The sequence below is a fragment of the Bradyrhizobium sp. USDA 4510 genome (genome assembly GCF_054059095.1).
On sequence record NZ_JBSSBT010000001.1, the window covers coordinates 5,596,739 to 5,622,334 of the forward strand.

Annotated in this window: 27 protein-coding genes and 1 riboswitch; of the genes, 20 read left to right on the forward strand and 7 right to left on the reverse strand. The window is 65.0% G+C overall.

Annotated elements, in window-relative coordinates; all coding sequences use genetic code 11:
- Window positions 1–148 precede the first annotated feature (148 nt).
- Complete coding sequence (locus ACVMDN_RS26090) at window positions 149–1,717, forward strand: DUF4403 family protein (protein ID WP_076824229.1); 1,569 nt, start codon at window positions 149–151, stop codon at window positions 1,715–1,717.
- Window positions 1,718–2,001: 284 nt separating this feature from the next.
- Window positions 2,002–3,216: an ABC transporter substrate-binding protein gene (locus ACVMDN_RS26095; protein ID WP_076824067.1), complete on the forward strand. Its 1,215-nt coding sequence runs from the start codon at window positions 2,002–2,004 to the stop codon at window positions 3,214–3,216.
- A 119-nt stretch (window positions 3,217–3,335) separates the two neighbouring features.
- Here ACVMDN_RS26095 and ACVMDN_RS26100 read toward each other — a convergent pair whose 3' ends face one another.
- The 3 genes from ACVMDN_RS26100 to ACVMDN_RS26110 all read right to left on the reverse strand — a co-directional run bounded on the left by ACVMDN_RS26100 (window position 3,336) and on the right by ACVMDN_RS26110 (window position 7,819).
- Window positions 3,336–6,404, reverse strand: a complete 3,069-nt coding sequence (locus ACVMDN_RS26100; protein WP_076824064.1) for an alpha-mannosidase — start codon at window positions 6,402–6,404, stop codon at window positions 3,336–3,338.
- Between the two features lie 181 nt (window positions 6,405–6,585).
- The gene (locus tag ACVMDN_RS26105) at window positions 6,586–7,104 is read right to left on the reverse strand and encodes a PRC-barrel domain-containing protein (RefSeq protein WP_057014954.1); all 519 of its coding nucleotides are present in this window, start codon (window positions 7,102–7,104) and stop codon (window positions 6,586–6,588) included.
- Between the two features lie 337 nt (window positions 7,105–7,441).
- Window positions 7,442–7,819, reverse strand: a complete 378-nt coding sequence (locus tag ACVMDN_RS26110; RefSeq protein WP_076824062.1) for a PRC-barrel domain-containing protein — start codon at window positions 7,817–7,819, stop codon at window positions 7,442–7,444.
- 288 nt (window positions 7,820–8,107) lie between these two features.
- On the opposite strand from ACVMDN_RS26110, the gene ACVMDN_RS26115 reads away from it, so the two are divergent.
- Both ACVMDN_RS26115 and ACVMDN_RS26120 read left to right on the forward strand, forming a co-directional pair.
- Window positions 8,108–8,845 (forward strand): response regulator, encoded by a 738-nt coding sequence (locus tag ACVMDN_RS26115; RefSeq protein WP_018273044.1) that lies wholly within the window; start codon window positions 8,108–8,110, stop codon window positions 8,843–8,845.
- Window positions 8,846–8,847: 2 nt separating this feature from the next.
- Window positions 8,848–10,203, forward strand: coding sequence for an ATP-binding protein (locus ACVMDN_RS26120; RefSeq protein WP_076824060.1), 1,356 nt, complete (start codon window positions 8,848–8,850; stop codon window positions 10,201–10,203).
- A gap of 29 nt (window positions 10,204–10,232) precedes the next feature.
- Here the strand turns inward: ACVMDN_RS26120 and ACVMDN_RS26125 are convergent, their stop codons facing one another.
- Complete coding sequence (locus ACVMDN_RS26125) at window positions 10,233–10,430, reverse strand: hypothetical protein (protein ID WP_028332600.1); 198 nt, start codon at window positions 10,428–10,430, stop codon at window positions 10,233–10,235.
- Between the two features lie 372 nt (window positions 10,431–10,802).
- On the opposite strand from ACVMDN_RS26125, the gene ACVMDN_RS26130 reads away from it, so the two are divergent.
- From ACVMDN_RS26130 to ACVMDN_RS26160, 7 genes are all read left to right on the forward strand, one after another.
- Window positions 10,803–11,327 carry a lytic transglycosylase domain-containing protein gene (locus ACVMDN_RS26130; RefSeq protein ID WP_057014952.1) on the forward strand — a complete coding sequence of 175 codons (525 nt, stop codon included), beginning with the start codon at window positions 10,803–10,805 and terminating at the stop codon, window positions 11,325–11,327.
- A gap of 109 nt (window positions 11,328–11,436) precedes the next feature.
- A riboswitch (TPP riboswitch) is annotated at window positions 11,437–11,578 on the forward strand.
- The gene (locus ACVMDN_RS26135; protein ID WP_076824058.1) at window positions 11,566–12,579 is read left to right on the forward strand and encodes an FAD-dependent oxidoreductase; all 1,014 of its coding nucleotides are present in this window, start codon (window positions 11,566–11,568) and stop codon (window positions 12,577–12,579) included. (Overlaps the previous riboswitch by 13 nt.)
- On the forward strand, window positions 12,570–12,767 hold the full coding sequence (gene thiS, locus ACVMDN_RS26140) for a sulfur carrier protein ThiS (protein WP_076824056.1): 198 nt from the start codon (window positions 12,570–12,572) through the stop codon (window positions 12,765–12,767). The genes ACVMDN_RS26135 and thiS overlap by 10 nt, the downstream gene beginning before the upstream one ends.
- A 168-nt stretch (window positions 12,768–12,935) precedes the next feature.
- Window positions 12,936–13,718, forward strand: coding sequence for a thiazole synthase (locus tag ACVMDN_RS26145; protein ID WP_076824053.1), 783 nt, complete (start codon window positions 12,936–12,938; stop codon window positions 13,716–13,718).
- Window positions 13,705–14,313, forward strand: a complete 609-nt coding sequence (thiE, locus tag ACVMDN_RS26150; RefSeq protein WP_076824050.1) for a thiamine phosphate synthase — start codon at window positions 13,705–13,707, stop codon at window positions 14,311–14,313. Before ACVMDN_RS26145 ends, thiE begins: the two co-directional genes overlap by 14 nt.
- 133 nt (window positions 14,314–14,446) lie before the next feature.
- Complete coding sequence (gene thiC / locus ACVMDN_RS26155) at window positions 14,447–16,312, forward strand: phosphomethylpyrimidine synthase ThiC (protein WP_076824048.1); 1,866 nt, start codon at window positions 14,447–14,449, stop codon at window positions 16,310–16,312.
- A 321-nt stretch (window positions 16,313–16,633) separates the two neighbouring features.
- Window positions 16,634–17,029, forward strand: coding sequence for a hypothetical protein (locus tag ACVMDN_RS26160; RefSeq protein ID WP_057014948.1), 396 nt, complete (start codon window positions 16,634–16,636; stop codon window positions 17,027–17,029).
- 112 nt (window positions 17,030–17,141) lie between these two features.
- Here ACVMDN_RS26160 and ACVMDN_RS26165 read toward each other — a convergent pair whose 3' ends face one another.
- On the reverse strand, window positions 17,142–18,809 hold the full coding sequence (locus tag ACVMDN_RS26165) for a flavin-containing monooxygenase (RefSeq protein WP_076824045.1): 1,668 nt from the start codon (window positions 18,807–18,809) through the stop codon (window positions 17,142–17,144).
- A 153-nt stretch (window positions 18,810–18,962) separates the two neighbouring features.
- Between ACVMDN_RS26165 and ACVMDN_RS26170 the strand changes: the two genes are divergently transcribed.
- Entirely contained in the window at window positions 18,963–19,358 is a 396-nt protein-coding gene (locus tag ACVMDN_RS26170) for a hypothetical protein (protein WP_057014946.1), read from the forward strand.
- A 475-nt stretch (window positions 19,359–19,833) separates the two neighbouring features.
- Window positions 19,834–20,349, forward strand: a complete 516-nt coding sequence (locus ACVMDN_RS26175) for a mismatch-specific DNA-glycosylase (RefSeq protein WP_057014945.1) — start codon at window positions 19,834–19,836, stop codon at window positions 20,347–20,349.
- A gap of 143 nt (window positions 20,350–20,492) precedes the next feature.
- Here ACVMDN_RS26175 and ACVMDN_RS26180 read toward each other — a convergent pair whose 3' ends face one another.
- Window positions 20,493–20,927, reverse strand: coding sequence for a hypothetical protein (locus ACVMDN_RS26180; protein ID WP_076824043.1), 435 nt, complete (start codon window positions 20,925–20,927; stop codon window positions 20,493–20,495).
- A gap of 207 nt (window positions 20,928–21,134) precedes the next feature.
- On the opposite strand from ACVMDN_RS26180, the gene ACVMDN_RS26185 reads away from it, so the two are divergent.
- From ACVMDN_RS26185 to ACVMDN_RS26195, 3 genes are all read left to right on the forward strand, one after another.
- Window positions 21,135–21,584, forward strand: coding sequence for a YeeE/YedE family protein (locus tag ACVMDN_RS26185; RefSeq protein ID WP_076824041.1), 450 nt, complete (start codon window positions 21,135–21,137; stop codon window positions 21,582–21,584).
- A gap of 67 nt (window positions 21,585–21,651) precedes the next feature.
- Window positions 21,652–22,131: a DUF6691 family protein gene (locus ACVMDN_RS26190; protein ID WP_076824039.1), complete on the forward strand. Its 480-nt coding sequence runs from the start codon at window positions 21,652–21,654 to the stop codon at window positions 22,129–22,131.
- Between the two features lie 4 nt (window positions 22,132–22,135).
- Window positions 22,136–22,531: a RidA family protein gene (locus ACVMDN_RS26195; RefSeq protein WP_076824036.1), complete on the forward strand. Its 396-nt coding sequence runs from the start codon at window positions 22,136–22,138 to the stop codon at window positions 22,529–22,531.
- 169 nt (window positions 22,532–22,700) lie between these two features.
- On the opposite strand, the gene ACVMDN_RS26200 is transcribed toward ACVMDN_RS26195, so the two are convergent.
- Window positions 22,701–23,462 (reverse strand): SOS response-associated peptidase, encoded by a 762-nt coding sequence (locus ACVMDN_RS26200; protein WP_076824034.1) that lies wholly within the window; start codon window positions 23,460–23,462, stop codon window positions 22,701–22,703.
- A gap of 62 nt (window positions 23,463–23,524) precedes the next feature.
- On the opposite strand from ACVMDN_RS26200, the gene ACVMDN_RS26205 reads away from it, so the two are divergent.
- The 4 genes from ACVMDN_RS26205 to ACVMDN_RS26220 all read left to right on the forward strand — a co-directional run bounded on the left by ACVMDN_RS26205 (window position 23,525) and on the right by ACVMDN_RS26220 (window position 25,595).
- Window positions 23,525–24,025, forward strand: coding sequence for a hypothetical protein (locus ACVMDN_RS26205; RefSeq protein ID WP_057014940.1), 501 nt, complete (start codon window positions 23,525–23,527; stop codon window positions 24,023–24,025).
- Window positions 24,026–24,067: 42 nt separating this feature from the next.
- The gene (locus ACVMDN_RS26210) at window positions 24,068–24,487 is read left to right on the forward strand and encodes an NUDIX hydrolase (protein ID WP_057014939.1); all 420 of its coding nucleotides are present in this window, start codon (window positions 24,068–24,070) and stop codon (window positions 24,485–24,487) included.
- Between the two features lie 84 nt (window positions 24,488–24,571).
- Window positions 24,572–24,949, forward strand: a complete 378-nt coding sequence (locus ACVMDN_RS26215; protein ID WP_076824032.1) for a TIGR02301 family protein — start codon at window positions 24,572–24,574, stop codon at window positions 24,947–24,949.
- Window positions 24,939–25,595 carry an HAD family hydrolase gene (locus tag ACVMDN_RS26220; protein ID WP_076824029.1) on the forward strand — a complete coding sequence of 219 codons (657 nt, stop codon included), beginning with the start codon at window positions 24,939–24,941 and terminating at the stop codon, window positions 25,593–25,595. Before ACVMDN_RS26215 ends, ACVMDN_RS26220 begins: the two co-directional genes overlap by 11 nt.
- Window position 25,596 lies beyond the last annotated feature (1 nt).

Consider the following 25,596-nt stretch of genomic DNA (forward strand, 5'->3'; position numbering starts at 1 on the left):
CACGGCTCCGGCATTCTCATGCCGGGGCCGTTGTCGCGTTCATCAACCTTAACGCCTTCCGCCCCTGAAGCAGCTTGATCCCGCCACACTGGCGCCCTCGTCGGGGGGCCTGTACAAGCCGTCAAGTTGATTTTCATCCGGGGGAATGATGCGTCTACCGATGCATCCAAGGACGATAGCGCTCGGGACCGCGGTGGTGCTGGTCTCGTTCGTGATCAGCCTCAAGGCAATGGACTGGCTCGCGCCGAGCGTCACCGTGCAGAAGCCGAAGCTCGCAGAGCTGCCGCCGCTGCCGCAGGCGCCGCGTTCCTCGACGATCGTGGCGCAGGTCTCGGTCGCGCTGTCGGCGATCCGCGACGCGGCCGAACGCGGCGCGCCGAAGACGTTCGGCGGCAAGGCCGACAACCCGGTCCAGCAAATCCTGCAAAATGCCGACATCGGCTGGACCGCATCGCGCGGGCCGATCGCCGCCACCGGCGCGCAGGACGTGCTGACGCTGACCACCCCGATCAACGGCACGCTCAAGGTCACCGGCGCGTTGTCCGCCAAGGCAACCGGCGCGGTCAACGACGCGCTCGGCAGCCTGCTCGGCGGCAATGTCGCCAAGCAGATCGGCGCCGTGAACATCAAGAACATCAACGCCAACGCCGAGATCAAGGGCAACGTCACCCTCACCGCGCGGCCGAAGCTCGGCGCGTCCTGGCGGATCGAGCCGAACCTGCAGGCACAGGTCAATCTCGGCGACACCAGCCTGTCGACGGCCGGCGTCCGCATCAGCGTGCCGGCCCAGGTCAAGCCTTTCATCGACAAGGCGGTCGCCGACCAGATTTCTGTGGTCGAGGCCCGATTGCACAACGACCCGGTGTTCCAGAACAACGCCCGCACGCAATGGGCCAAGGCCTGCCGCTCGATCCCGCTGCAAGGCACCGGCGGCACCACCTCGATGCCGCCGATGTGGCTCGAACTGCGACCGATCCGCGCGATCGCCGCGCAGCCGAAGGTCGATGCGTCCTCGCTGATCCTGACGATGGGGATCGAGGCCGAAACGCGGATCACGGAGGCGCAGACCACCCCGAACTGCCCGTTCCCCGAAAAACTCTCGATCGTGCCGCCGATGCCGAGCCAGGTCGCGATCGGCCTGCCGGTCGACCTGTCCTTCACCACGCTGAGCCAGCTGGTCGAGGCGCAGCTCAAGGGCAAGACCTTCCCCGAGGACGGCTCCGGTCCGGTCGACGTGACGGTCAAGAGCGCGAGCATCGCCGCCTCCGGCGACCGGCTTCTGATCTCGCTCCTGGTGCACGCCAAGGAGAAGGCCAGCTGGTTCGGGCTGGGCGCCGAGGCGACCGTGCACATCTGGGGCCGGCCGCGGCTCGACCAGCCGTCGCAGACGCTGCGGCTGACCGACGTCGAGCTGGCGGTGGAATCCGAGGCCGCGTTCGGCCTGCTCGGCGCCGCCGCACGCGCGGCGATCCCGCACATGCAGCAGACCCTCAACGACCGGCTGGTGGTCGACCTGAAGCCATTCGCGACCAACGCGCAGCGCAAGGTCGCCGCCGCCATCGCCGACCTGCAGAAGAACGAGGAGGGCATCCGCGTCGACGCCGAGGTCAACAGCATCCGGCTGGCCGGGATCGACTTCGATTCCAAGACGTTGCGGGTGATCGTGGAAACCGACGGCACCATCAAGGCCGCCGTCACCGCGTTACCGGCGCTGTAGGACACTGCCCGAGCGGATTGCTCTCTTACCTCGCCCCGCTTGCGGTCGCTTGCGGGGAGAGGTCGGATTGCGAAGCAATCCGGGTGAGGGGGTACAGGTCTCACGACAATCGCCACCCGTGGATAAGGCCCCTCACCCCAACCCTCTCCCCGCGAAGAGCGGGGGAGAGGGGGAACACTTGCCGCGCGCATGCTCAAAAAGTCGTCTTTGCGACAGCTTGTCGCAGCGGCTAGAACGCCCCGGTGGAAGCAACCCTCAACGAAAAAGTCAGGGAGAAAAACACGATGAAAACACTCTTGGCCGCAGCGGCGGCCGGCCTCGCGCTCGCGGTCTCAGGGACCGCGGCGAACGCCCAGATCTCCGACGATGTCGTCAAGATCGGCGTGCTCACCGACATGTCGAGCCTCTATGCGGACGCCACCGGCAAGGGCTCGGTCGCCGCCGTCGAGATGGCGGTCGCCGATTACGGCGGCAAGGTGAAAGGCAAGCCGGTGCAGGTGATCGCAGCCGATCACCAGAACAAGCCCGACGTCGGCGTCAACATCGCACGCAACTGGTACGACAACGACAAAGTCGACGCGATCCTCGACGTGCCGACCTCGTCGGTCGCATTGCCGATCTCGGCGCTGACGCGCGAGAAGAACAAGATCCACATCAATTCCGGCGGCGGCTCCTCCGATATCACCGGCACCGCCTGCTCGCCCAACACGGTGCACTGGACCTACGACACCTATGCGCTATCGAACGTCGCCGGCAAGGCGATGGTCAAGCGCGGCGAGGACACCTGGTTCTTCGTCACCGCCGACTACGCCTTCGGCATGGCGCTGGAACGCGATGCCGCCAATGTCGTCAAGGAGAGCGGCGGCAAGGTGCTGGGCGACGTGCGTCATCCGCTCAACTCGTCGGACTTCTCCTCCTTCCTGCTGCAGGCGCAGGCCTCCAAGGCCAAGGTCGTGGCGCTGGCGAATGCCGGCGGCGACACCACCAACGCGCTGAAGCAGGCTTCCGAGTTCGGCCTGACCCAGGGCGGCCAGAAGATGATCGCGCTGCTGCAGGAGATCACCGACACGCATTCGCTCGGCATCAAGGCGACCCAGGGCCTGATCGTCACCGACGCCTTCTACTGGGACATGAACGACGAGACCCGCGCCTTCTCGAAGCGCTTCAACGAGAAGGTCGGCCATATGCCGACCATGATCCAGGCCGGCCTCTATTCGGCGACCATGCATTACCTGAAGGCGATCGAGGCCATCGGCACCGACGAGGCGCCGAAGGTGATGGCCCAGATGCGCGCCACGCCGGTCAACGACTTCTTCGCCAAGAACGGCCATATCCGGATCGACGGCCGCATGGTGCACGACATGTATCTGTTCGAGGTCAAGAAGCCCGAGGAATCCAAGGGCGAGTGGGACCTCTACAAGCTGATCGCCACCGTGCCCGGCGACGAGGCGTTCCGCCCGCTCGACAAGGGCGGCTGTCCGCTGGTGAAGTCGAACTGACGGCCAGGCCACACCGGATCGCATCCAGCGATGCGATCCGGTCTCTCCGCGCATCGCAGACGGAATTCCGCGGCTGCCATGCCGTACCCCGCAAGCCGGAGCGAAAGTCACTGCAGGCATTACGCCTGGAAGACCCGCAGCGTTGCGATCTGGAATGGACGCAGCGCCAGGCGGCATCCCCGATCCTCGGTCGGCAAGGCCTCGATGCGGTCTTCCAGGGTGTTGCTGATCCACACCGACGCGATGTCGACGCCGAAATCGAGCGCCGCGGCGGTGCGAATGCCGGCGCTCTCGTAAAGCCGCACCACCCAGCCGTCTCCATCCTCGGCGGGCTTGATCGTATCGACGATCACGTTGGCCGGAGATGCGGTCAGGAACGATCGTCGCAACAGCGCGCGAGCGCGCCCTTTGGTCCACAGCACCGGACGCTCGAACCGCAAGGCGCGCCCGACCGTGTCCGCGCTGCGCCAGTCGCCGTGGTGGGGATAGATCGCATAGCGCATCCGGTGCCGCCCGATATCGGCCTGCGGATCAGGCAATTCGGAGCCGCGCAGCAGCGTCAGCGCGAGCTGGTTGCCGAACGCCGAATAGCCGTGACGGCAGTCGCTGAACAGCGACACGCCGAAATCCGGCTCGGCGAGATCGGCCCAGCGATGCCCGGGCACCTCGTACTTGGCCGCATCGGCATCCGCGTTGGCATGGGTCGGCCGCTCGGTTGCGCCGAACATGGTTTCATAGGTTGCGTTCGATGCACGGCAGGCGACGGGGAACATGACCTTCAGCGCCGTCTTGCGCTCCTGCCAATCGACCGTGGTTTCGAATTCGAGATGATCGGCGCCGGCATCGAGGCGGATTACCTGCACGAGCCGGCTTGCGCGTCCGAGCCCGCGCTCGAAACGAATCTCGCCGCGCAGCCCGCCATCCGACAGCACGGCGCAGCTCACATCTCCTGTCACCTCGCGCGCGGTCTCCAGCGCGAACGGATCGATATCCCATGCCTCGAAATCGAGCGGCCGGTCATCGAGCAGCAGCAGCCGGGCTGCCGGCGATGCGAAGGTCTCGCGGCCGGTCGCAACATGCAGCAGCGACCGAACGAGCCCGCTGCGATCAATGCGCACTTCGAGCCGCGCGTTCGACAGCACGAAGCCGTCCAGATCGGCGGCGACCACAACGCGATCGTCGGTCGTCGTCGTTTCACCCGCCGCAAACGGCGCGGCGGCGATGTGACGAAGCTCGCCGTCGGGGTCGGACGCGACCTCGGCGCGCGCGCAGCCCAGCGTGTTGACGGGTGTCCAATTGCCGTCTTCGGGATCGCACAGTGTCGCCAGCACGGCTTGCGTGCGACGCCCGGCCTCCTCCGCCACGCCAGCGAGTTCGACTTCCGCACGTTCATAGACCTCGCGGATGCTGCTGCCGGGAATGATGTCGTGGAACTGGTTGACCAGCAGCGTGCGCCACAGCGCTTCGATCTCCTGTGCTGACGGTGCCGGTTGCCGGCAGGCAGCCGCGACAGTGGTCACGAATTCGAGGGCCTGAAGGCCGGCCTCGCAAGCGCGGTTGAGGCGCTTGGTCTCGGCCTGCGTGGTGTAGGTGCCACGATGATATTCGAGATAGAGCTCGCCTTCGATCGTTGCCAGATCCGGCGCTGATATCGCCAGGCGGTCGAAGAACTCGTCGACGGAGCGAATCTGGATTCGCGGCAGCCCCTGCAAGTCCCTTGCGCGCTGCAACGTCTCGAGCATGGTCTCGTCGGCACCGCCGCCGCCGTCGCCATAGCCGAACAGATAGAGTGCGTCGGACGAACGGTCGGCGTCCTTGTAATTGGCGGAGTGATAGCGGAGCTCCGCGACCTGCGCCGATCCGTTGTAGGTGTCCGCCGGGGGGAAATGCGCCAGCACCGTGCTGCCATCCAGTCCGCGCCAATGGAAGCTGTGATGCGGCGGTGAGGTGAACTTGTTCCACGACAGCTTCTGGGTCAGGAAGCGCGACATCCCCGCCGACTGCATCAGCTGCGGCAGCTGCGCGTCGTAACCGAACACGTCGGGATTCCAGAACACGCTGGAGCGCGCACCGAACGTCTGCTCGAAATAGCGCTGACCATAGAGGAACTGACGGCAGATCGATTCGCCCCACGGCAGATTGCAGTCCGGCTCGATCCAGCTGCCGCCGACCGGAATCCATTGGCCGGCGGCGGCCTTGGCGCGAATTCGGGCGAACAGGTCAGGGTCATTCTGCTCGATGACGGCGTACTGATAGGCCTGCGAGCAGGCGAACTTGAAATCGGGATAGCGCTCCATCAGCGCCACCGCCGTGGAGAAGCTGCGTTGCGCCTTGCGCCGGGTTTCCGCCAGCGGCCACAGCCATGCCGTGTCGAGATGGGCGTGGCCGATCGCCGACATCTCGTGGGCGATGCTGCCGTTTCGTGCCGCGAGCAGGCCGTCGAGGATCGCCCGCGCCGACGGCCATGTCGCGCGATCGTCGGGATCGGTGATGTTGCAGATGCGGTTGAGATCGTGCAGCAGGCGCCCCGCCCAGGTCCGATCCAGCGCCGGCTGCGCCGTCTCGCCGACAGCGCCGTATGACCTCGACTTTGTCGTGGGATCGCGGTCAGCCTCGAGCTGGCGCAGCACCTCGTAGTCGAAATAGAATGCCGTGGCCTCGGAATCGAAGCAGCGCAGCTCGCAGGCGACCAGCGCGTAGGCCTGCGGATCGCTCCAGAACGCACCGAACAGGCCGTTGCAGGCCACCTCCACATGGAAGCTGATCGTCTCCCCGCCGCTCGCCGACTGAACGAGCGGCGCGATGTGGCGGCCGGGATTGAGACCCTGCGAGGAACGTCCGTTGAGCCAAAGCAGCGCTTCCGAGCGGCTGTCCCAATACAAATCCACGCGCGAGCCGGCCCAGGCCTGCGGCACCTCGGCCACGACCTGCACCCAATAGGTCGCCCATAGCGGTCCCAGCGCCTCGCCCAACGGGACCGGCCGATAATCGAGCTTGAGCGCGTCCTCGAGGCTGATCCGCTCGGTGGGACCGGCAAGCGCGAGCGAAGTGACCGGCACGCGGTCGGCATGAATCTTCTGTTGCAGCCGCTCCGCAAAGCCTTGCAACCGGCGCCGCGTGTATTGCGGGTAGCGGCCGCGAATCCGGGTTACCGCTGGATCGCCGCTATCGCGGTCCCTGTCATTCATCAGGTTCTTCAGCCATTTGACGAATGATCACGTGAGGGTTGATGATGATTGCAACGCGCTGTCCGAATTGGATCGCCTGACCTACTCCCTACACTCTTCCCAAATTTTATCCATCCGGCCAGCAAAAAAGCGCGCCCGGCAGCAACCGGACGCGCTCTTCTCTTGCAGGTGACGCGATGCGTTAGTCGGTCGAATACTTGAATTCCGGCATCGCCTTCAGCTCATCCTTGCTCGCATTGAACACGGCGTGATCCGGATACCAGGGATTCGGCTTCGACGTCGCCGCCGCAGGGGCCGCGCCCGTGGTGGTCGTCTTGCTGGTGCTGCCGGCGCCGGTGTTCGAGGCGCCGGTATAGGCGATCGGCTCGTTCACGAACTTCACCTTGTCGATCGGGACCGCGACCAAGTGCTCGCCGACGCCAAGGAAGCCGCCGACGCCGATCACGACCGCCTTGATTGTACCGCCCTTCTCCATCAGCAGATCATTGATCGAGCCGACGCTTTCATTGGCGTCGTTGTACACGCTAAGGCCGACGACCTTCGACGCGCGCCAGTTGCCCTTGAACGAATCCGGCGACGTGGCTGACGTCGACGCCGCAGGAGACATCTTGTCGCCCTTATCGGTTGGCGTCTGCGCAACGGCGACGGTTGCAAGCAGCGCAGTGCCGGCGAGGCCGGCGATGATGGATTTGACCAACATTGATGGCTCTCCTCTCGCAAAATCGATGCTGGGAAAACCCGTCATCTTCGCAACCGTTCCTAACGGACCTGCGCTCAAAAGCCGCTTAAATGCCGAGGAACGGGGGTGAGGACCTTTCAGCGCACGGAAACGCTGCGCCGCTTGACGAAAGGTATCGTGATCTCTCGAGTGAGCTTGCGGTTGAGCCTCACGACTGCGCCGGACGCGCAGTCCATGATGTGACGATGTTTGGCTCACTAAGTCGTCCCGGCGAACCGCGCTGCACAAACCGCGCGCTCGGCCCGGCGACCGCATCATCGATCGACGAGCGTCGTCATGCGCGCATGTTGCCGCGCGATCAGAAGCCGCCCCAATAGGGCGGCACGCCGTAGAAGCGATGCAGCTCGACTTCCTGCGAGCGATCGCCCCAATCGAAATCCTTGTCGGCACGGAACGACGGCGCGCGCTTCAGCTCCTCGTCCTCGATGTCGAGCTCATAGGCCTCGAACTTCGGGTTGTAGTGCAGCCGGCCCCAGGGCAGCGGGATCAAATTGGTTCCAATGCCCAGGAAGCCGCCGAAGCTCAACACCGCGTACGATACCTTGCCGGAGATCTTGTCGATCATCAGCCGCTCGATATGGCCGATCATGTCGCCATTGGCCCGGCGCACCGCCGTCCCCTCGACCCGGTCGCTTGCAATGAGCTGATGCGGCCTGGACTCGACCTCGACAGCCATCTCACCCTCCTTGACCCGAAAGAGAAATAACGCGTCGCCGGGGTAACGGGTTCCGCCCCCGGATATGACAGCCGCCCTTCCCCTTCTCCGGCCGCCATAACGACCAGGGGCCGATTCGCTATCCCGAGAGGGTTCTGCCCGCATTTCAGGGCATCAGGATTGATGACAGAACGATAACTTTTCTGCCTGCGGCCGACCTGTTAACCCGGATAGCCGGGCAAGATTTCAGACACATACTGAAACAAAATTCCTGAGCCGCTTTCCCCGAATCACGGACAAAAGATCGGTATGACCCAGGCTGCGCCCAATATCCTTGTCGTCGAGGACGACCGCGAGACGCGGTCGCTTATCGCAAAATATCTCCGTACCAATTCTTGTCATGTCACGACCGCCTCCGACGGCCGCGAGATGGCCAAGGCGATGACCGATCATCGGGTGGATCTCCTGGTGCTCGACGTCATGCTGCCCGGCGAGGACGGCCTCAGCCTGTGCCGCAAGGTGCGGGCGGAATCGCAGACGCCGATCATCATGCTGACCGCGCGCGGCGAGGACGTCGACCGCATCCTCGGCCTCGAGATGGGCGCCGACGATTACCTGGCAAAGCCGTTCAACCCGCGCGAGCTGCTGGCGCGGATCAACGCGGTGCTGCGCCGGCAGGCCGCCGCGCGCAACGCCAGCGCGATCGAGGGCGCGACTACGCTGACCTTCCTCGGCTGGCGTATCGACATCCGACTGCGCGAGCTGCGCAACCCCGAAGGCGCGCGCGTCGCCATGACCAGCGCCGAGTTCGACCTGCTACGCACCTTCTGCGAGCGGCCCGGCCGCGTGCTGTCGCGCGACAGCCTGCTCGACCTGACCCAGGGCCGCAGTGCCGGCTCGTTCGAACGTTCGATCGACGTGCTGGTCAGCCGCATCCGCCGCAAGATCGAGCCCGATCCGCAGGAAGCCACCATGATCAAGACAGTGCGTTCCGGCGGCTATGTGTTCACGCCGAGGGTGGAGGCGGTTGCCGCCACGAACAATTGACCATGAAGCTGCTGCGCGTGCTGAGTCTGCGGGGGATCGGCGCCCAGATGGCGGCGCTGGTCGTCGTTTCGATCGTCGCGCTGCACTTGATCATCACCGCCACCTTCCTGATCCATCGCCCTGATCGGGTGGAGCCGTCGGACCGCTGGCACACCCAGCTCGCCGCCGCCGCGCAGCTGCTCGGGCATGCCCCGGCGTCGGAGCGGCCGCGGCTCCTGGCCGACGTCGCCCGTGCCTTCCCGCAACTTGCGATCGGCGACCTGCCTTCCGATGCCGGCGCGCTTACCGAAACCGACACGCCGAGCCTGCACGCGTTGCGCCGGCTCGGCGCCGGCTATCGCATCTTCCTGCTCCCGCGCGAGGCTGGCGGCACGCCGCATGACGGCGAAATTCGCCGCGTCGCGATCCGCCTGCCCGACGGCGCCATGTTCGCCGCCAACCTGACGCCGGATCAGCACATGCGGCCGTTCTGGGGTGGGCCGTGGATGATGACGGTGCTGTTCGCCGTCATCAGCGTCACCCTGCTCGGCCTGTGGGCGGCATGGGCGCTGACCGCGCCGCTGTCGTCCTTCGTCAAGGCCGCCGAGACCTTCAGCCTGAACGGCGCCGCCGCGCCGCTGCCCGAGCGCGGTCCGGAGGAGATCCGTTCGCTGGCCCGGGCGCTGAACCGGATGCGCGAGCGCATCACCGCATTGATCGACGATCGCACCAAGATGCTGGCCGCGATCAGCCATGACCTGCGCACGCCGATCACGCGGATGCGGCTGCGCGCCGAATTCATCGAGGACGAGACCCACCGCCACCGCATGCTGCGCGACCTCGACCAGATGCGCTCGATGCTGGAATCGGTGCTGTCGTTCCTGCGCAACGACCGCAAGCTCGAGGAGATGACGCTGGTCGACATCGCGAGCACGCTGCACCTCGTCACCGATCAGTTCGCCGACATGGGACACAAGGTCAGTTACACGGGCCCGCAGCACGCGATGGCGACCGCGCGGCCGGCCGACCTGCATCGCTGCATCACCAATCTGGTGGAGAATGCCGTGCGGTTCGGCGGCGAAGTTGCCGTCCGCCTCGACGTCAAGCCCGACCGCCTCGTCGTCGATATCGAAGATGACGGGCCCGGCATCTCGGATGCGCACAAGGCGAGCGTGCTGGAGCCGTTCGTGCGCGGCGACCAGGCGCGCAACATGGATGAGGCCGAAGGCTTCGGCCTTGGTCTGTCGATCGCCAATGCCATCGTGCTCGCGCATGCCGGCACGCTGTCGCTGCACGATCGCAAGCCGCACGGGCTCGTGGTCCGGATCGAATTGCCGGCGCGGCAACAGCAATTGCAGCGGCAGAAATCCGCGGCCTGATCAGGCGAAGCTGATGCGATGAGGAGACGTCAGGCGGCGAGCGGCGTAATGAGCTCCGCTTCCTCGTAGATCGCGATGGCCTCGAAGCGGTAATTGCAGGCGCGGCAATTCCACAGGAACGAGGAGCGGCCTTCGCTGTGCTCCACCCAATCAGGGCGGGCGATCGGCTTGCCGCATTGCGCGCAGGGATTTTCGCGAGGCATATAGCCGGTGTCCTGACGGACCATGGCGCATCTCCCGAATGTTGTTTCTTGCGTGCTTGGACAGAGCTGCTGACTGAACGATCGCGCACTCTGTCGTGGGTGAAGTCTAGACCTTCATTGATTCGTTTGCACGACAAACTGCTGTGGATAGCGTGCGGCAAAATTAGTCAGAAAAATTAGAAGGAAATTGCAGGCCAAGACAATTTTTGGCTGAGACGATTGAAGCAAACAATTTGAAGCATCCGTATTGCAATCGCGTCGTCCCTTCACCCCATGACCGGACAATCACGGAGGCATTAACGTTCGCTGATGCGAAGGTTTTGCCACATTCCTGCCCGCTCGCCGTACCAATGAGACCGCAGAACCGACGCGCATCTGAAAGCCCGAGCGATTGAGATGAAGACCGTACAAGCCCTTGGCTGCCTTGCCGCAATCGCGGTGCTGGCGTCCTGCGCGAGCGCGCAGGCGCAATCGCGCGCGCAATATGAGGCGATGGTGGCGGCCGAGGCCCAGGCCAACCTCGTACCGGAAGAGCTGGTGCATCGCGTCATCGTGCGCGAGAGCAAGTACCATCCGCAGCTGATCGGACGCGGCGGCACCATCGGGCTGATGCAAATCAAGCTCGGCACTGCACGCGGCCTCGGCTACACCGGTACCGCCGAGGGTCTGCGCGATCCCCAGACCAACCTCAAATACGGCATCAAGTACCTCGCCGGCGCCTATCGCGCCGCCGATGGCAATCACGATCGAGCCGTGCGTTATTTCGCGGGCGGGTATTACTACGTCGCAAAGCGCCAGCGCGGGGATCACCTGAAGGAAGCGAAGCATGGCGGCGCGGGTGCACCGCCGAAGGAATTCGCCAAGTCGGAGCAAATGACGGCCGATACCGCCGAGCCGAAGCCGGAACAAGCCGAAAAATAGCACCGATCGCGTCCGCGCAGCCCCGCGACGCGTGCCGGCCATCCTCGACACCGCCTGTCAAACGTGTCTGGCATACAAGTTGACACACGAGCCCATCCGCCTACATTAGGGGCGTTCCGAGGGGTGCTCCGAAGGAGGAGCTGAGATACCGCAAGCTTGGACTAGCCAGTAGGCGAATAGTCCGGGACCGCGGTGACCCTTTGAACCTGATCCGGGTCATGCCGGCGAAGGGACAGGGATGTATCAGACGTCAAGACCGCGGGGGGATTCCCCCGTCTCCATCATCGGCGCAGGCATAGCTGGCGCCTGGCATGCGCTCTTGCTCGCAGAGGCCGGACATGCCGTCACCCTGCATGAGCGCAGTGACGCCGCGATGACGGAATCCACAAGCCACTGGGCCGGCGGGATGCTGGCGCCCTGGTGCGAGGCGGAGGCCTCCGAGCCGGTGATCTCCCGGCTCGGCATCCGCTCGCTCGCGCTGTGGCGGCAGCATGTTCCGGAAACCCCGTTCAACGGCTCGCTGGTGGTGGCACATCCGCGCGACCGCGCCGATTTCGAGCGCTTTGCCCGCCTCACCACCGGCCATCGCCGGATCGACGCCGAGGGCGTTCGCGCGCTCGAGCCGTCGCTCGAGGGCCGTTTCCGTGACGCCCTGTTCTATCCCGACGAGGGCCATGTCGAGCCGCGCCGCGTGCTGCCGCGGCTGCATGCCGCGATCGGCAAGGCCGGCGGCGCCATCAAGTTCGGCAGCGACGCCGAGGCAGCCGATCTCGACGGCGTCGTGATCGACTGCCGCGGCCTTGCCGCGCGCGACCGCGAGGCGAGCTTGCGCGGCGTCAAGGGCGAGATGATCATCATCGAGACCTCCGAGGTCGAACTGGCGCGCCCGGTGCGGCTGATCCATCCGCGCTGGCCGCTTTACGTGATCCCGCGCGGCGACGGCCGCTTCATGCTGGGCGCGACCTCGATCGAGGCCGAGGACAACGGCGTCAGCGTGCGCTCGGCGCTGGAGCTGTTAGGGGCCGCCTATGTCGTGCATCCGGCATTCGCCGAGGCGCGCATCGTCGAATTCGGCGCCGGCCTGCGCCCTGCATTTCCCGACAATCTGCCGAAAATCAGGATCGAGCAGGAACGCATCACGGTGAACGGACTCTACCGTCATGGCTTCCTGCTCGCGCCGGCGCTGGCGGAGCTGACGCTCGCCTATCTCGCGCGCGGCGAAATCGACAATGAGGTGATGCAATGCGCGTGATCGTCAACGGCGAGCAGCGGGAGATCGTGGCCTCCAGTGTCGATGCGCTGCTGGCCGAGCTCGACTACGAGGGCACGCATTTCGCGATCGCGCTGAACTACGACGTGGTGCCGAAGAGCCGCTGGGCCGACACCGCGTTGAAAGCCGGCGACGAGATCGAGATCATCACGCCGCGGCAGGGAGGGTGATGTGAGCTTATTCGCAAGCTCCCTCCCCACGTCGTCCCGGCGAAGGCCGGGACCCATACGCCGCGGCCCTTCAGTGAAGCACGCGGGGAGACGTCCCATCCGACAACTTCCGGTCGTGGTTATGGGTCCCGGCCTTCGCCGGGACGACGGCATAGTTTGAGGAGACACATGGTCACCTTCTACGGCAAATCCTTCCCGTCCCGCCTGCTGATCGGCACGGCGCTGTATCCCTCGCCTGCGATCATGCAGAATGCGATCCGCGCCTCGGGCGCCAGCATCGTCACGGTGTCGCTGCGGCGCGAGGCGGCGGGTGGCAAGACCGGCGATGCGTTCTGGTCGCTGATCCGCGAGCTCGGCGTCACCGTGCTGCCGAACACCGCGGGCTGCCGCAGCGTCAAGGAAGCGGTGACCACCGCAAAGCTCGCGCGCGAATTGTTCGGCACGCCGTGGATCAAGCTCGAGGTGATCGCCGACAACGACACGCTGCAGCCCGATGTGGTCGGCCTGGTCGAGGCGGCCGGCATCCTGATCAAGGACGGTTTTGAAGTCTTCCCCTATTGCACCGAGGATTTCTCGGTCGCCTCGCGGCTGGTCGACGCCGGCTGCAAGGTGGTGATGCCGTGGGCAGCACCGATCGGCAGCGCCAAGGGCATCACCAACCGCGACGCGCTGAAGCTGTTGCGCGACCGCCTGCCCGGCATCACGCTGGTGGTCGACGCCGGCTTAGGGGCGCCTTCGCATGCCGCCGAGGCGCTCGAGCTCGGCTATGACGCCGTGCTGCTCAACACGGCGGTCGCCAAAGCCGCCGATCCCGTTGCGATGGCCAATGCCTTCCGCCTCGGCGTCGAGGCCGGCCGCACCGCTTACGAAGCCGGACTGATGGAAGCCCGCGACTTCGCCTCCCCCTCCACCCCTGTCGTTGGGACCCCGTTCTGGCATGCCGTATCCTGATCCCTTCTATCCCGTCGTCGACAGCATCAAATGGGTCGAGCGACTGACAAAACTCGGCGTCGGCACCATCCAGCTGCGCGCCAAGGAGCTCGACGATGCCGGGGCGCTGCAGATCGTCAGCGATGCGCTCGCAGTGACCAAGGGCACGCCGACCAAGCTCGTGGTCAACGACTATTGGCGCGCGGCGATCGTCGCCGGCGCCGAGCATCTGCATCTCGGGCAGGAAGACCTCGCCGAGGCCGACCTCGGCGAGATCCGCAAAGCGAAGCTGACGCTCGGCATCTCCACCCATGACGACGCCGAGCTCGCCACCGCGCTCGCCGCCAAGCCCGACTATGTCGCGCTCGGCCCGATCTTCTTCACCACGCTCAAATCGATGCGGTTCGAGCCGCAGGGCATTCCGAAGATCACCGAGTGGAAGAAGCGGATCGGCTCGATCCCCCTTGTCGCGATCGGCGGCATCAAGTTCGAGCACGCCGCCGAGATCTTCGCCGCCGGCGCCGATTCGATCGCCGTCGTCAGTGACGTCACCCAGAACCCCGACCCCGACGCGCGGGTCAGACAATGGCTCGGCCTCAGCGCGGAGGCCGCGTGATGCACGTAACTCTCACCAGCGTCATTCCGGGGCACGCGAAGCGTGAACCCGGAATCTCGCGCCACCATCTCGAGATTCCGGATCGGTCCTAACGGACCGTCCGGAATGACGACAAGATTAAGGAGGATCCCTCATGAACATCCGCTCCAATCCCGACACCACCCGTCCCGCCGTCACCACCGGCGCGCTGCCCGCCTCACGCAAGATCTTTGCGACGCCGGAGGCCGCGTCCGATCTGCGCGTGCCGCTGCGCGAGATCATGCTGTCGGAGGGCGCCGGCGAGCCGAACCTGCCGGTCTACGACACCTCGGGCCCTTACACCGACCCGAACGTGACGATCGACGTCAACGCCGGCCTGCCGCGCAATCGGCTCGCCTGGGTCAAGGAGCGCGGCGGCGTCGAGGAATATGAGGGTCGCACCATCAAGCCGGAGGACAACGGCAATGTCGGCGCCGCCCACGCCGCCAAGGCGTTCACCGCGCACCACACGCCGCTGCGCGGCCTCGACGGCCACAAGATCACGCAGCTCGAATTCGCCCGCGCCGGCATCATCACCAAGGAGATGATCTACGTCGCCGAGCGCGAGAATCTCGGCCGCAAGCAACAGCTCGAGCGCGCCGAGGCCGCGCTTGCCGACGGCGAGAGCTTTGGCGCCTCCGTGCCGGCCTTCATCACCCCGGAATTCGTCCGCGACGAGATCGCGCGCGGCCGCGCCATCATTCCCTCCAACATCAACCATGCCGAGCTCGAGCCGATGATCATCGGCCGCAACTTCCTGACCAAGATCAACGCCAATATCGGCAACTCGGCGGTGACCTCGTCGGTCGAGGAAGAGGTCGACAAGATGGTGTGGGCGATCCGCTGGGGCGCCGACACCGTGATGGACCTCTCGACGGGGCGCAACATCCACACCACCCGCGAATGGATTTTGCGCAACTCGCCGGTGCCGATCGGCACCGTGCCGATCTACCAGGCGCTGGAGAAGTGCGACGGTGATCCGGTCAAGCTGACCTGGGAACTCTACAAGGACACCCTGATCGAACAGTGCGAACAGGGCGTCGACTATTTCACGATCCACGCCGGCGTGCGGCTGCCCTACATCCATCTCACCGCCAACCGCGTCACCGGCATCGTGTCGCGCGGCGGCTCGATCATGGCGAAGTGGTGCCTTGCGCATCACAAGGAGAGCTTCCTCTACACCCATTTCGACGAGATCTGCGACCTCATGCGCAAGTATGACGTCTCGTTCTCGCTCGGCGACGGTCTGCGCCCCGGCTCGATTGCGGACGCCAACGACCGCGCGCAGTTTGCCGAGCTCGAGACGCTCGGCGAACTGACGAAGATCGCGTGGGACAAGGGCTGCCAGGTCATGATCGAGGGCCCCGGCCACGTGCCGATGCACAAGATCAAGATCAACATGGACAAGCAGCTCAAGGAGTGCGGCGAGGCGCCGTTCTACACCCTCGGGCCGCTGACGACCGACATCGCGCCGGGCTACGACCACATCACCTCGGGCATTGGCGCTGCGATGATCGGCTGGTTCGGCTGCGCGATGCTGTGCTACGTCACGCCGAAGGAGCATCTGGGTCTCCCGGATCGCAACGACGTCAAGACCGGCGTCATCACCTACAAGATCGCGGCCCACGCCGCTGATCTGGCCAAGGGCCATCCGGCCGCGCAGCTCCGCGACGATGCGCTCAGCCGTGCCCGGTTCGACTTCCGCTGGGAGGACCAGTTCAACCTCGGCCTCGATCCCGACACCGCGAAGAACTTCCACGACGAGACCCTGCCGAAGGAAGCCCACAAGGTCGCGCATTTCTGCTCGATGTGCGGCCCGAAATTCTGCTCGATGAAGATCACCCAGGACGTCCGCGACTACGCCGCGACGCTCAACGACAAGGAGCAGGGCATGGCGCAGATGAGCGCCAAGTTCAAGGAGATGGGAAGCGACGTGTATCTGGACGCGGAGAAGGTGAAGGAGAGCAACAGGGTGTTCTGACCCTCACCGCTCGTCATGCCCGGGCAACAGCGCGGAGCGCGTCTTCGCGCGGGACGCCCCGGGCATCCATCCAAAAACGAAAGGCCGGGTGAAAGCCCGGCCTTTTTGCGTCTGGATCATTCACTTATGATTTAGTGCGTGTGTTCGGCTTGTGGAGGCCGGTCACGACAGCAACCGGCCCAGGTCCACACCAGGCGCTCCGCAGAACCCTTGACTTGGATCAACGAAAAATCCGCTATCTCATCGCTTGCTATGACGCTCGAAAGCGATGAAGGTCGGGTCAGGGATATTACCCCTGTGACCATTTGATTGGAGAGTTTCATGAGAACCTTCAACGCTGTGCTATTCGTACTTCTCGTTGCGCAAGCGGCCTCGACACAGGCTGCGGATTTGAGCGGAGCCTGGACGATCGACGCCTCGGCTTGCAACCAGGTCTTCACCAAGGAGAACAACAAGCTCGCGTTCAAGAAAGATGCCGATCTCAACGCGGGAGGCTTGATCGTCCAGGGCAAGCAAATCACCGGCACGTTTCAAAAATGCACCGTCAAATCGCTGCATGATGACGGGCAGAATGTTCGCGTGATTGCGGCGTGCTCGGACGGCGTCGCGGTTTCGGACGTGTCATTCGACATAACACTCTCCGGAGAGAACAAGATCATACTCAGCTCCAAGGCACCGGTGCCCATCGAGACGCCGTATGTTCGCTGCTCGATGTGACATTCGGCGGCGACGGCTTGAGCAAGTAGCCCGGATGAGCGAAGCGATATCCGGGGTTTACCTGTCCCGCATATCGCTGCGCTCATGCGGGCTACCGGACTATTCCTGAATCCTACGCCGTCGCCCCGACAGCTGCTTGCACACCGCCCCGCGCCCCCGCACCAAACGCAATCTCCTGATACCCTTTCTCCGCAACCCCGTTGATGATCCCCAAGAACTTCGGCGTGCCGCCGTTGTAGACGAAGTAGCGGACCGTCCCCTCCTCGTGGCCGGCGACGTTGGAGTTGTAGCCGGTGAACCACGACTTGGCTTTGCGCATCAGCATGATCTCGTACATCTTGACGACATGCGCGGTCCAGCGCTGCTGCGCTTCGAGCGTGGCGTCGGCGTGGGTCAGACCGCGGTCCCACATGTATTGCAGCAGGTTGGTGCACCAGTTGACGCCGTTCTCGATGCCGCGCGGGAAGTTGGTCGACGCGGAGGCGCTTTGCGGACCGGTCGGCATCAACAGGTTCGGGAAGCCGTGCACGAGCATGCCGAGGAAGGTCGACGGCGCGTGCTTCCACTTGTCGGCAAGGCTCTCGCCGCCGATGCCCCTGATATCGATCAGGTCGTAGGCGCCGGTGATGGCGTCGAAGCCGGTGGCGTAGACGATGATGTCGAAATCGTAGTCGCGCGCCGTGGTGCGCAGGCCCCTCTTGGTGACGCGCACCAGCGGCGTTTCGGAGAGATCGACGAGCTGCACATTGTCGCGATTGTACGCCTCGAAATATCGGGTCTCCAGCGGCAGGCGCTGCACGCCGAAGCCGTGATCCCGCGGGATCAGCTTCTCGGCGACATCAGGATCGTTCACGCGCTGGCGGATGCGGCCCGCGATATATTCCGAGAGCTCCGCATTGGCGGCTTCGTCCATGAAGATCTCGCGGAAGTTCGCGAGCCAGATGCCGAAGCCGGGCTCGTCGTAGAGCCTGTCCCACAGCTTGAGCCGCTCCTCGCGGCTCACCTCGTAGAAGCCGCGCTTGTCGGGGCCATGGACAAAACTGCCCGGCGTCAGCGCGCAGGCAGCGAAGATCTCGTCATAGCGGGCGCGGATGTCGGCCATCTCCTCGTCGGAGATCGCTGAGTTGTTGAGCGGCGCGCTCCAGTTCGGCCGGCGCTGAAACACCGTGAGCTCGCCGACCTTGTCTGCGATCTCGCCGATCAGCTGGATGCCGGTGGCGCCGGTGCCGATCACCGCAACTTTCTTGCCGGCAAGATCGACCGGCTCGTGCGGCCAGTAATAGGTGTGGAACGAGCGGCCCTTGAAGTCATCGATGCCAGGCACGCGCGGCATGGTCGGCGCCGACAACAGCCCGATCGCGAGCACCACGAAGCGGCAGGTCAGTTCGCGGCCGTCACTGATCCTCAATTGCCAGAGGTCGCGCGTCTCGTCGAACTGCATGATATCGACCTTGCAATTGAACTGCATGTACTTGCGCAGGTCGAACTTGTCGGCGACGTAGTTGAGGTAACGCAGATTCTCGGGCTGGCCGGAGAAGCGCTCCTTCCAGTGCCACTCGTCGAGCAGCTCGCGCGAGAATGAGAAGCCATAGGTGTAGCTCTCGGAATCGAAGCGGCAGCCCGGATAGCGGTTCCAGTACCAGGTGCCGCCGAGATCGGGCGCGGCTTCGAGCACGGTGGCGTCGATGCCGAGATCGGCCAGCCGCTTGATCTGGTAGATGCCCGCGACGCCGGCGCCGACCACGATCACCTCAAAGTGGGTTTTCGCCTCTCCTGTCATGTCCGCTCCCGAATTCTTCTTGATCTGTTTGAGCGGATTACAGACCCTTTTGCACCTGCAAGCAACCGCGCGATCGGGCACGACTTGCGTTGAGGCGCTGCGTGCACCACATCGATCACTGCAATTTCGCCAAGCGCAATCCGGGCAAGCGACATGACCGACAATCTCACCGGCGTCTGGGACGGCAGCTATGTTCAGCCGAGCGGCATGGTCACGTTCCTGGCGACGCTGATCGACGCCGGCGGCGCGCTCGGCGGCAGCGTGACCGAACCCTGCGTGATGCCGGGCTGTCCGATCAGCACGCACAATGCATCGCTTGCGGGCCAGCGCTCCGGCAGCGCTGTTACGTTCGTCAAACGTTACGAGCCGCCTGGCTACGGCTACAACACCGTGCACTATGAAGGCGCGGTCAATGCCGACGCGACCGAGATCGACGGCCGCTGGAGCATCCGCGGCACAAGGTTCTCGGGGACGTTCCTGATGGTGCGCGCAACCGGACCGTCGCAAGCGGTCACGACGGAAGAAGAGGTCAAGGAGCCGGTGCGCTAGCGCGTGACGGGACTAGCTTGAATGACGACAGCGACGGCACTGCCCCCCGCAAGCCGCAGGGCTATGCATATGGCTGGCGGCCACGACGACATGGAAACGTCGCTTACAGAAGCGCACGAATGCCATATGCCCCGGGAGGCGAGCGTGCGCCTGCGTGATTTCGGAATATTGGAAAATATCCGTGAGTTGCCCGACGTGTCAAGTAGCCTGGTCGAACGCCGGCCACCGCCGGCTACTTTGTACTTTGCATGGGGTTGTTTTCGATATTTTGGGAACGCGCCTCCCCTGCGAGTGCTGGCAATCGCATATGGGCTCGATAGCGCCACAAACTCGTCATGCCCGGCCTTGTGCCGGCCATGACGGCGCGGAAACACCGGATTGCCCTGCCCGCAATCGGGAGAGGTGAGGCGCAGTTCGCCGCTCGATTCCAGGTGAAGTCATGTGCCAACGCGTGATTACTTTATTCAGCCCCCAGATGCCCGCGAACAATTCCCACCGCCTCCCCGACCAGCTCCGCGCCAATCTGCGCCTGGTGTTCGTCGGCACCGCAGCGAGCACGCGCTCGGCCGCCGTCGGGCATTATTACGCGCATCCCGGCAACCGGTTCTGGCGTGCGCTGCATGAGGCCGGCATCACGCCGCGGCGCTATCGGCCGGACGAGTTCGCGGCGCTGCTCGCGCTCGGCATCGGCTTCACCGATCTCTCCAAGACCGGCGCCGGGATGGATCACGAAATCAACAGGCAGTCGTTCGACGTGGTGGGCTTCCGGACGAAGATCGAGACCTATCGGCCGAACACCGTCGCCTTCACCAGCAGGAAGGCGGCGAGCCTGTTCTACAACAGGCCGACCAACGCGCTCGTGCTCGGTCGGCAGCCATCGGTGAATGGCTTTCCCGAAGTGTTCGTGCTGCCGTCGCCATCCGGCGCGGCCTCGGGTCATTGGACCTTACAGCCGTGGCGCGAACTCGCCGAGTGGATCACGGAATCGTAGGATCGTAGGATCGTAGAGCCAACGGGTCCGCGCAAAGCGCGGCCCGATGACTCCGCGAAACCCATCATCTCTCCCGGCGCACCGAAGTCGATGGGTTTCGCTTCGCTCTACTCATCCTACGAAATCGCTACGAGACCGAACGCTTATTCCTTCAACGTGATCGCAAGCCCGCTGAGGTCGACATTGGCCATCAGCCCGACCTGCTTGCCGCTCAGTTCGAGCACCGCGCCGTTCTGGTTGGTCAAGAGGATGCCGCGCACGCCGGCGCCGAGCGCAACGCCCATGCCCGCCGCGGCATAGACGCCGTTGATATCCTGCGGACGGCGGATATTGCGCACCCGCCCCTGCAACGTGGTCTGCGAGCCGCCGAACACGAGCCCATAGTCCAGCCCGCCGGCCGTGAGCCCATAGGTCTGGCCGTGGAAGGTCATGACGCCCTTGCCGGCGGAGCCGCCGAACACCCAGCCGCCCTTGAAGATCACGAGCGTCACCGCGCCCTCGTCAGCCAGGACAGCGGACGTTCCGGTGAGCATCGCCAGCGCGAGCAGCGCGGCGCGGGCGACGGATGGCAACTTCATGGGGGATTCTCCGGACGAAGTGAGAGCGAATCGCGGCAATCCAGCCGACCGGCGGCATCGCTGAAATGCCGCGAAACATGCGGGATTGCGCTTGTTCCTGATGGTGCGGAGTCTATCATCGCCTCTGCAGCCGCGCGACCACTGGCGCATGCGCGCCCACCGCTTTGCCGGATCGCTGAGGAGTTTGCGCAACAGGGATCTGCATCGATGCACGATTTCACCCCACTTTCCGGCCTAGCCGGCGGCGCGCTGATCGGGCTTGCCGCCGCGCTCTTGATGCTGCTGACCGGGCGAATCGCCGGGGTCACCGGCATCGTCGGCGGCGCGCTGCAGGCCGATACCGCCGACCGCAGCGCCGACCGTAGCGCCGATCGTTCCTGGCGCATCGCGTTCATCGCGGGACTGATCGGAGCGCCCCTGATTGCGGCGCTGTTCGGCGCGCCGCTGCCGCGGCCGGCGATGAATGCGAGCCTTGTGGTGGTCGCGATCGCGGGACTGCTGGTCGGATTCGGTACAAGGATGGGCAATGGCTGCACCTCGGGCCACGGCGTCTGCGGCTTCGCGCGGCTGTCCGGCCGTTCGATCGTGGCAACATGCATCTTCATGCTGACGGCGATCGCAACGGTCGCAATCGTCAGGCACGGGATCGGAGGCTAAGCATGATCCGGAAAAGTGCGAAGCGGTTTTCCGAAAGGATCATGCTCAAACAAGGAGCGGTTTAGCGATGCCGGTGCTTGCCAGTTTTGCCTGCGGCCTGATCTTCGGCGCGGGGCTTCTGATCTCCGGCATGACCGATCCGCAGAAGGTGCTCGGCTTCCTCGATCTGTTCGGCGCGTGGGACGCGACGCTCGCCTTCGTGATGGCGGGCGCGGTTGCGGTCGCAGCAACCGGCTTCGCGATCGCCCGGCGGCGCACGGCCCCCGCCTTCTCGGCGCGCTTCCTCTGGCCCGACCGCACCGACATCGATGCGCCGCTGGTTGCCGGCGCGGTGCTGTTCGGCATCGGCTGGGGCCTCGTCGGCATCTGCCCCGGGCCGGCACTGGTCAATATCGCCGGCCTCTCGCTACCGATCGTGGTCTTCGTTCTCGCGATGCTCGCAGGCATGATCGGCCAGAATCTCTTCGGCAGGAATCTTTGGCGCCGGCGTGCAGCGGCACCGCGCGCCATCGAAACTTCTCCCCTTCCATCTCACGCAGACGGGTGACCCAATGACTGAAAAGACCACAATCAAGCACTTCCCTCCTCCGCCCGGCGTCCAGGCGCCGCCACTCTCGTTCGGCGCCCGCGTCGGCGATTTGTTGTTCATCTCCGGCATTCCCGGCTTTGACGCCAATCGCGAGCTGCCCGACGGCTTCGAGGCGCAGTTCGCCAATGTCGTGACCAATATCAAGCGCGTGCTGAGCGAGGCGGGCGCGACGATGCGCGATCTCGTCAAGGTCAACGTGTTGCTGACGCGCGCGAGCGACGTCGCGACGATGAACGCGCTGTATGCCGGCGCGTTCGGCCCCGCCCCCTACCCCGCGCGCACCACCTGCGTGGTGGTGGCGCTGCCCAATCCAAAGATGCTGATCGAGATCGAGGGCGTGGCACACGTAAAGGGGTGATCTCTGGCTCTGTCATGCCGGAGCGCGCCACTTGGCGCGAGCCCTCAGGTGCGCAATTGCGCACCGGTTGAATCGAGGTCCATCTTCATCGTCGTCCTGGCGAAGGCCAGGACGACGATGTGGAGAGCTGACGCAAATCCGCGCTGCATCACGCCGGTTCAGTGAGCCCTCAAAACAACGACCCCTGCCCGTCGTCCTCCCGCACCGCCGCCTTTCTCGGCGCGGCCTTCTTCGGCTGCGGCGCGTCCTCCGCGGCGATTTCATCCGCGGTCATCGGCAGCAGCAATTGCGCATCGTCATTGGCGACCGCGTTGACGCGCATCGTGACCTGGTGCCAGGCGAACTCGCCGACCTCGGGGCCCTTCAGCATCGGCATCACGTCGTCGACATCGTTCGGCAGGCAGTCGAGCCAGCGCGCGAATTGCGCGGGCCTGATCGTGACCGGCACGCGGTGATGCAATTGCGCGAGGTCGGGACTGGCCGGCGCAGTGACGATCGCGACCGTATCCTGCTCCTCGCCGTTCGGCCCCATCCAGGTCTCGGCAAGCGCGGCGAAGGCGAGCGGATGGCCGTCGCGGCGATGGATGAAGAACGGCCGCTTGCGGCCGCCGGCATCCTGCCATTCGTAATAGCCGTCGGCGGGGATCAGCGCCCGGCGCCGCTTGATCGCGTTCTTGAAGGCCGGCTTCTCACGCACCGTCTCGGAGCGCGCGTTGATCAGGAGCGAGAAGGTCCTGGGGTCCTTGACCCACGACGGGATCAGGCCCCAGCGCATCAATTGAAAATGCCGGCCGCCATTCTGCAGCAGCACCACCGGGATCGGCTGGGTCGGCGCAACATTATACCGTGGCGGAAAATTCGGCTGCTCGATATAGCCGAACATCTCGCGCAAGGCCGCCGGCGGCGAGGTTATGACAAAGCGTCCGCACATTTGCCGTCCAGAGTGGTATCCGTTTATTCTGCCTTAACTTGGACCGTTAAAGACTGCGATCAATGACCTCAACGGCCGCCATAGCGGACTCTTCCCCGCGACCGACGTACCCCGATGAGGCGCGGGCGGCGCTGTTGCGCGCCGCCAACATCAATCCCCGCACCGGGCTTGCCACCGACTACCTCAATCACTTCAACGAAGCCATCATGCTGCTGGAGATGGTCCCGGACCTGCCGGAATGCGCCAGCGATTTCCTCGAATGGCAGCCGCTGTCCTATGCCGAGCATTTCACCGCGTCGAATTTCCGGGCACGCGATCTCGCGATCGAGGCCTATGAGACCGCGGACGCCGCAATCCGGGCCGAATTCGACCAGCTCACCGACAGCATGACGAAGATCCTGACCGAGGTCGGGGCGGCGATGCGGCAATTGCAGCAGGACAAGAGCCGGGTCGCGCTCGCCGAGCAGGCGATCGTCTGGGTCAAGCCGCTGGTGATGCAGACCGCCGGCATCATCAACGGCGCCGCAGAGGCCGATGTCGACAGCATCATGGCGGGCGCCTGAGATATCGGGCATGATGGTCTTCACAACCGGCTGCCAATCACCTTGACCTCTCCCGAACCTCCGATCCGCCCGCAGCTCGCCGTGTCAGGCGTGATTTTCCGCGACGACAAGGTGCTGCTGGTGCGCCGCGCCCGCTCGCCCGGCAAGGGCTTCTATTCGCTGCCCGGCGGCCGGGTCGAGTTCGGCGAATCGCTGCATACCGCCCTGCACCGGGAGATCGACGAGGAGACCGGCCTCAAGGTCGAGATCGTCGGCCTCGCCGGCTGGCGCGAGGTGCTGCCGACCGGCCCTGGCACCGGACACTATCTGATCATGACCTTCGCGGCGCGCTGGGCGTCCCGCGAGCCTCACCTGAACGACGAGCACGACGATTTCAAATGGCTGGCGCCGGAGGAGATCGGCGACCTCAAGGTCACCGGCGGCCTGCATGAGGTGATTGCGGCCGCCCGGCGGCTGGTTTGAGGCCCGTTTTAGCGGCTTTGGGGGGCTCGGCCGCCTTGCCTCGGGCGCATTGAGGGGGCATACCACGGCTATTCCGGAACCCCGATGATCAAAGCCTTTCTCGCCGTTGTGATCCTGTTGTCGGCATGCCTTGCGACGCCCGCCCGGGCGCAGGACGCGGCTGCGCCGTTCGACGGCGATTTGCAGCGGCTGGCCGAGATCCTCGGCGCCCTGCACTATCTGCGCGGCATCTGCGGCTCCAACGAGGGCGCCAAATGGCGCAACGAGATGCAGGCGCTGATCGATGCCGAGACCCCCTCCGGCGACCGCCGCGCCCGCATGATCGCGGGCTTCAACCGCGGCTATAACGGCTTCCAGCAGACCTACCGGACCTGCACGCCCGCGGCCACGGTAGCGATCCGCCGCTACATCGAGGAGGGCTCGAAAATCTCCCGCGACCTGACGGCCCGCTATGCCAACTGAACGGGCGATCTTCTTCGACCTCGACGGCACCCTGACCGACCCGAAGCCCGGCATCACCGGCTCGATCCGGTACGCGCTGGAAAAGCTCGGCCGGCCGGTTCCCTCGCAGGATGAACTGACCTGGTGCATCGGGCCGCCGCTCAGGGCGAGCTTTGCGATGCTGCTCGGCGGCGAGGAGCTCGCGGACCGCGCGGTCGCGCTCTACCGCGAGAGATTCGGAGATGTCGGGCTGTTCGAGAATGCGGTCTATCCCGACATCGCGGAGGTTCTGGCCGAGCTGCGCCGGGCACCGGGCCGGATGTTCGTCGCGACCTCGAAGCCGCATGTGTTCGCGACGCGGATCATCGCGCATTTCGGCCTCGGCGGCTATTTCGACCACGTGTTCGGCTCGGAGTTCGACGGAACCCGGGTCAACAAGGTCGACCTGCTCACCTATGCGCTGGCGCAGACCGGGGCCGATCCGGCCAAATCCCTGATGATCGGCGATCGCAGCCACGACGTGATCGGGGCGAATCGAAACGGCATCCGGGCGGTCGGCGTCACCTATGGCTACGGCACGCCCGAGGAGCTGACCGAGGCCGGCGCCAGCCATCTGTGCGCCACGCCGCGCGCGGTGCTGGACCATATCCACAGCTCATTCGGCTGAT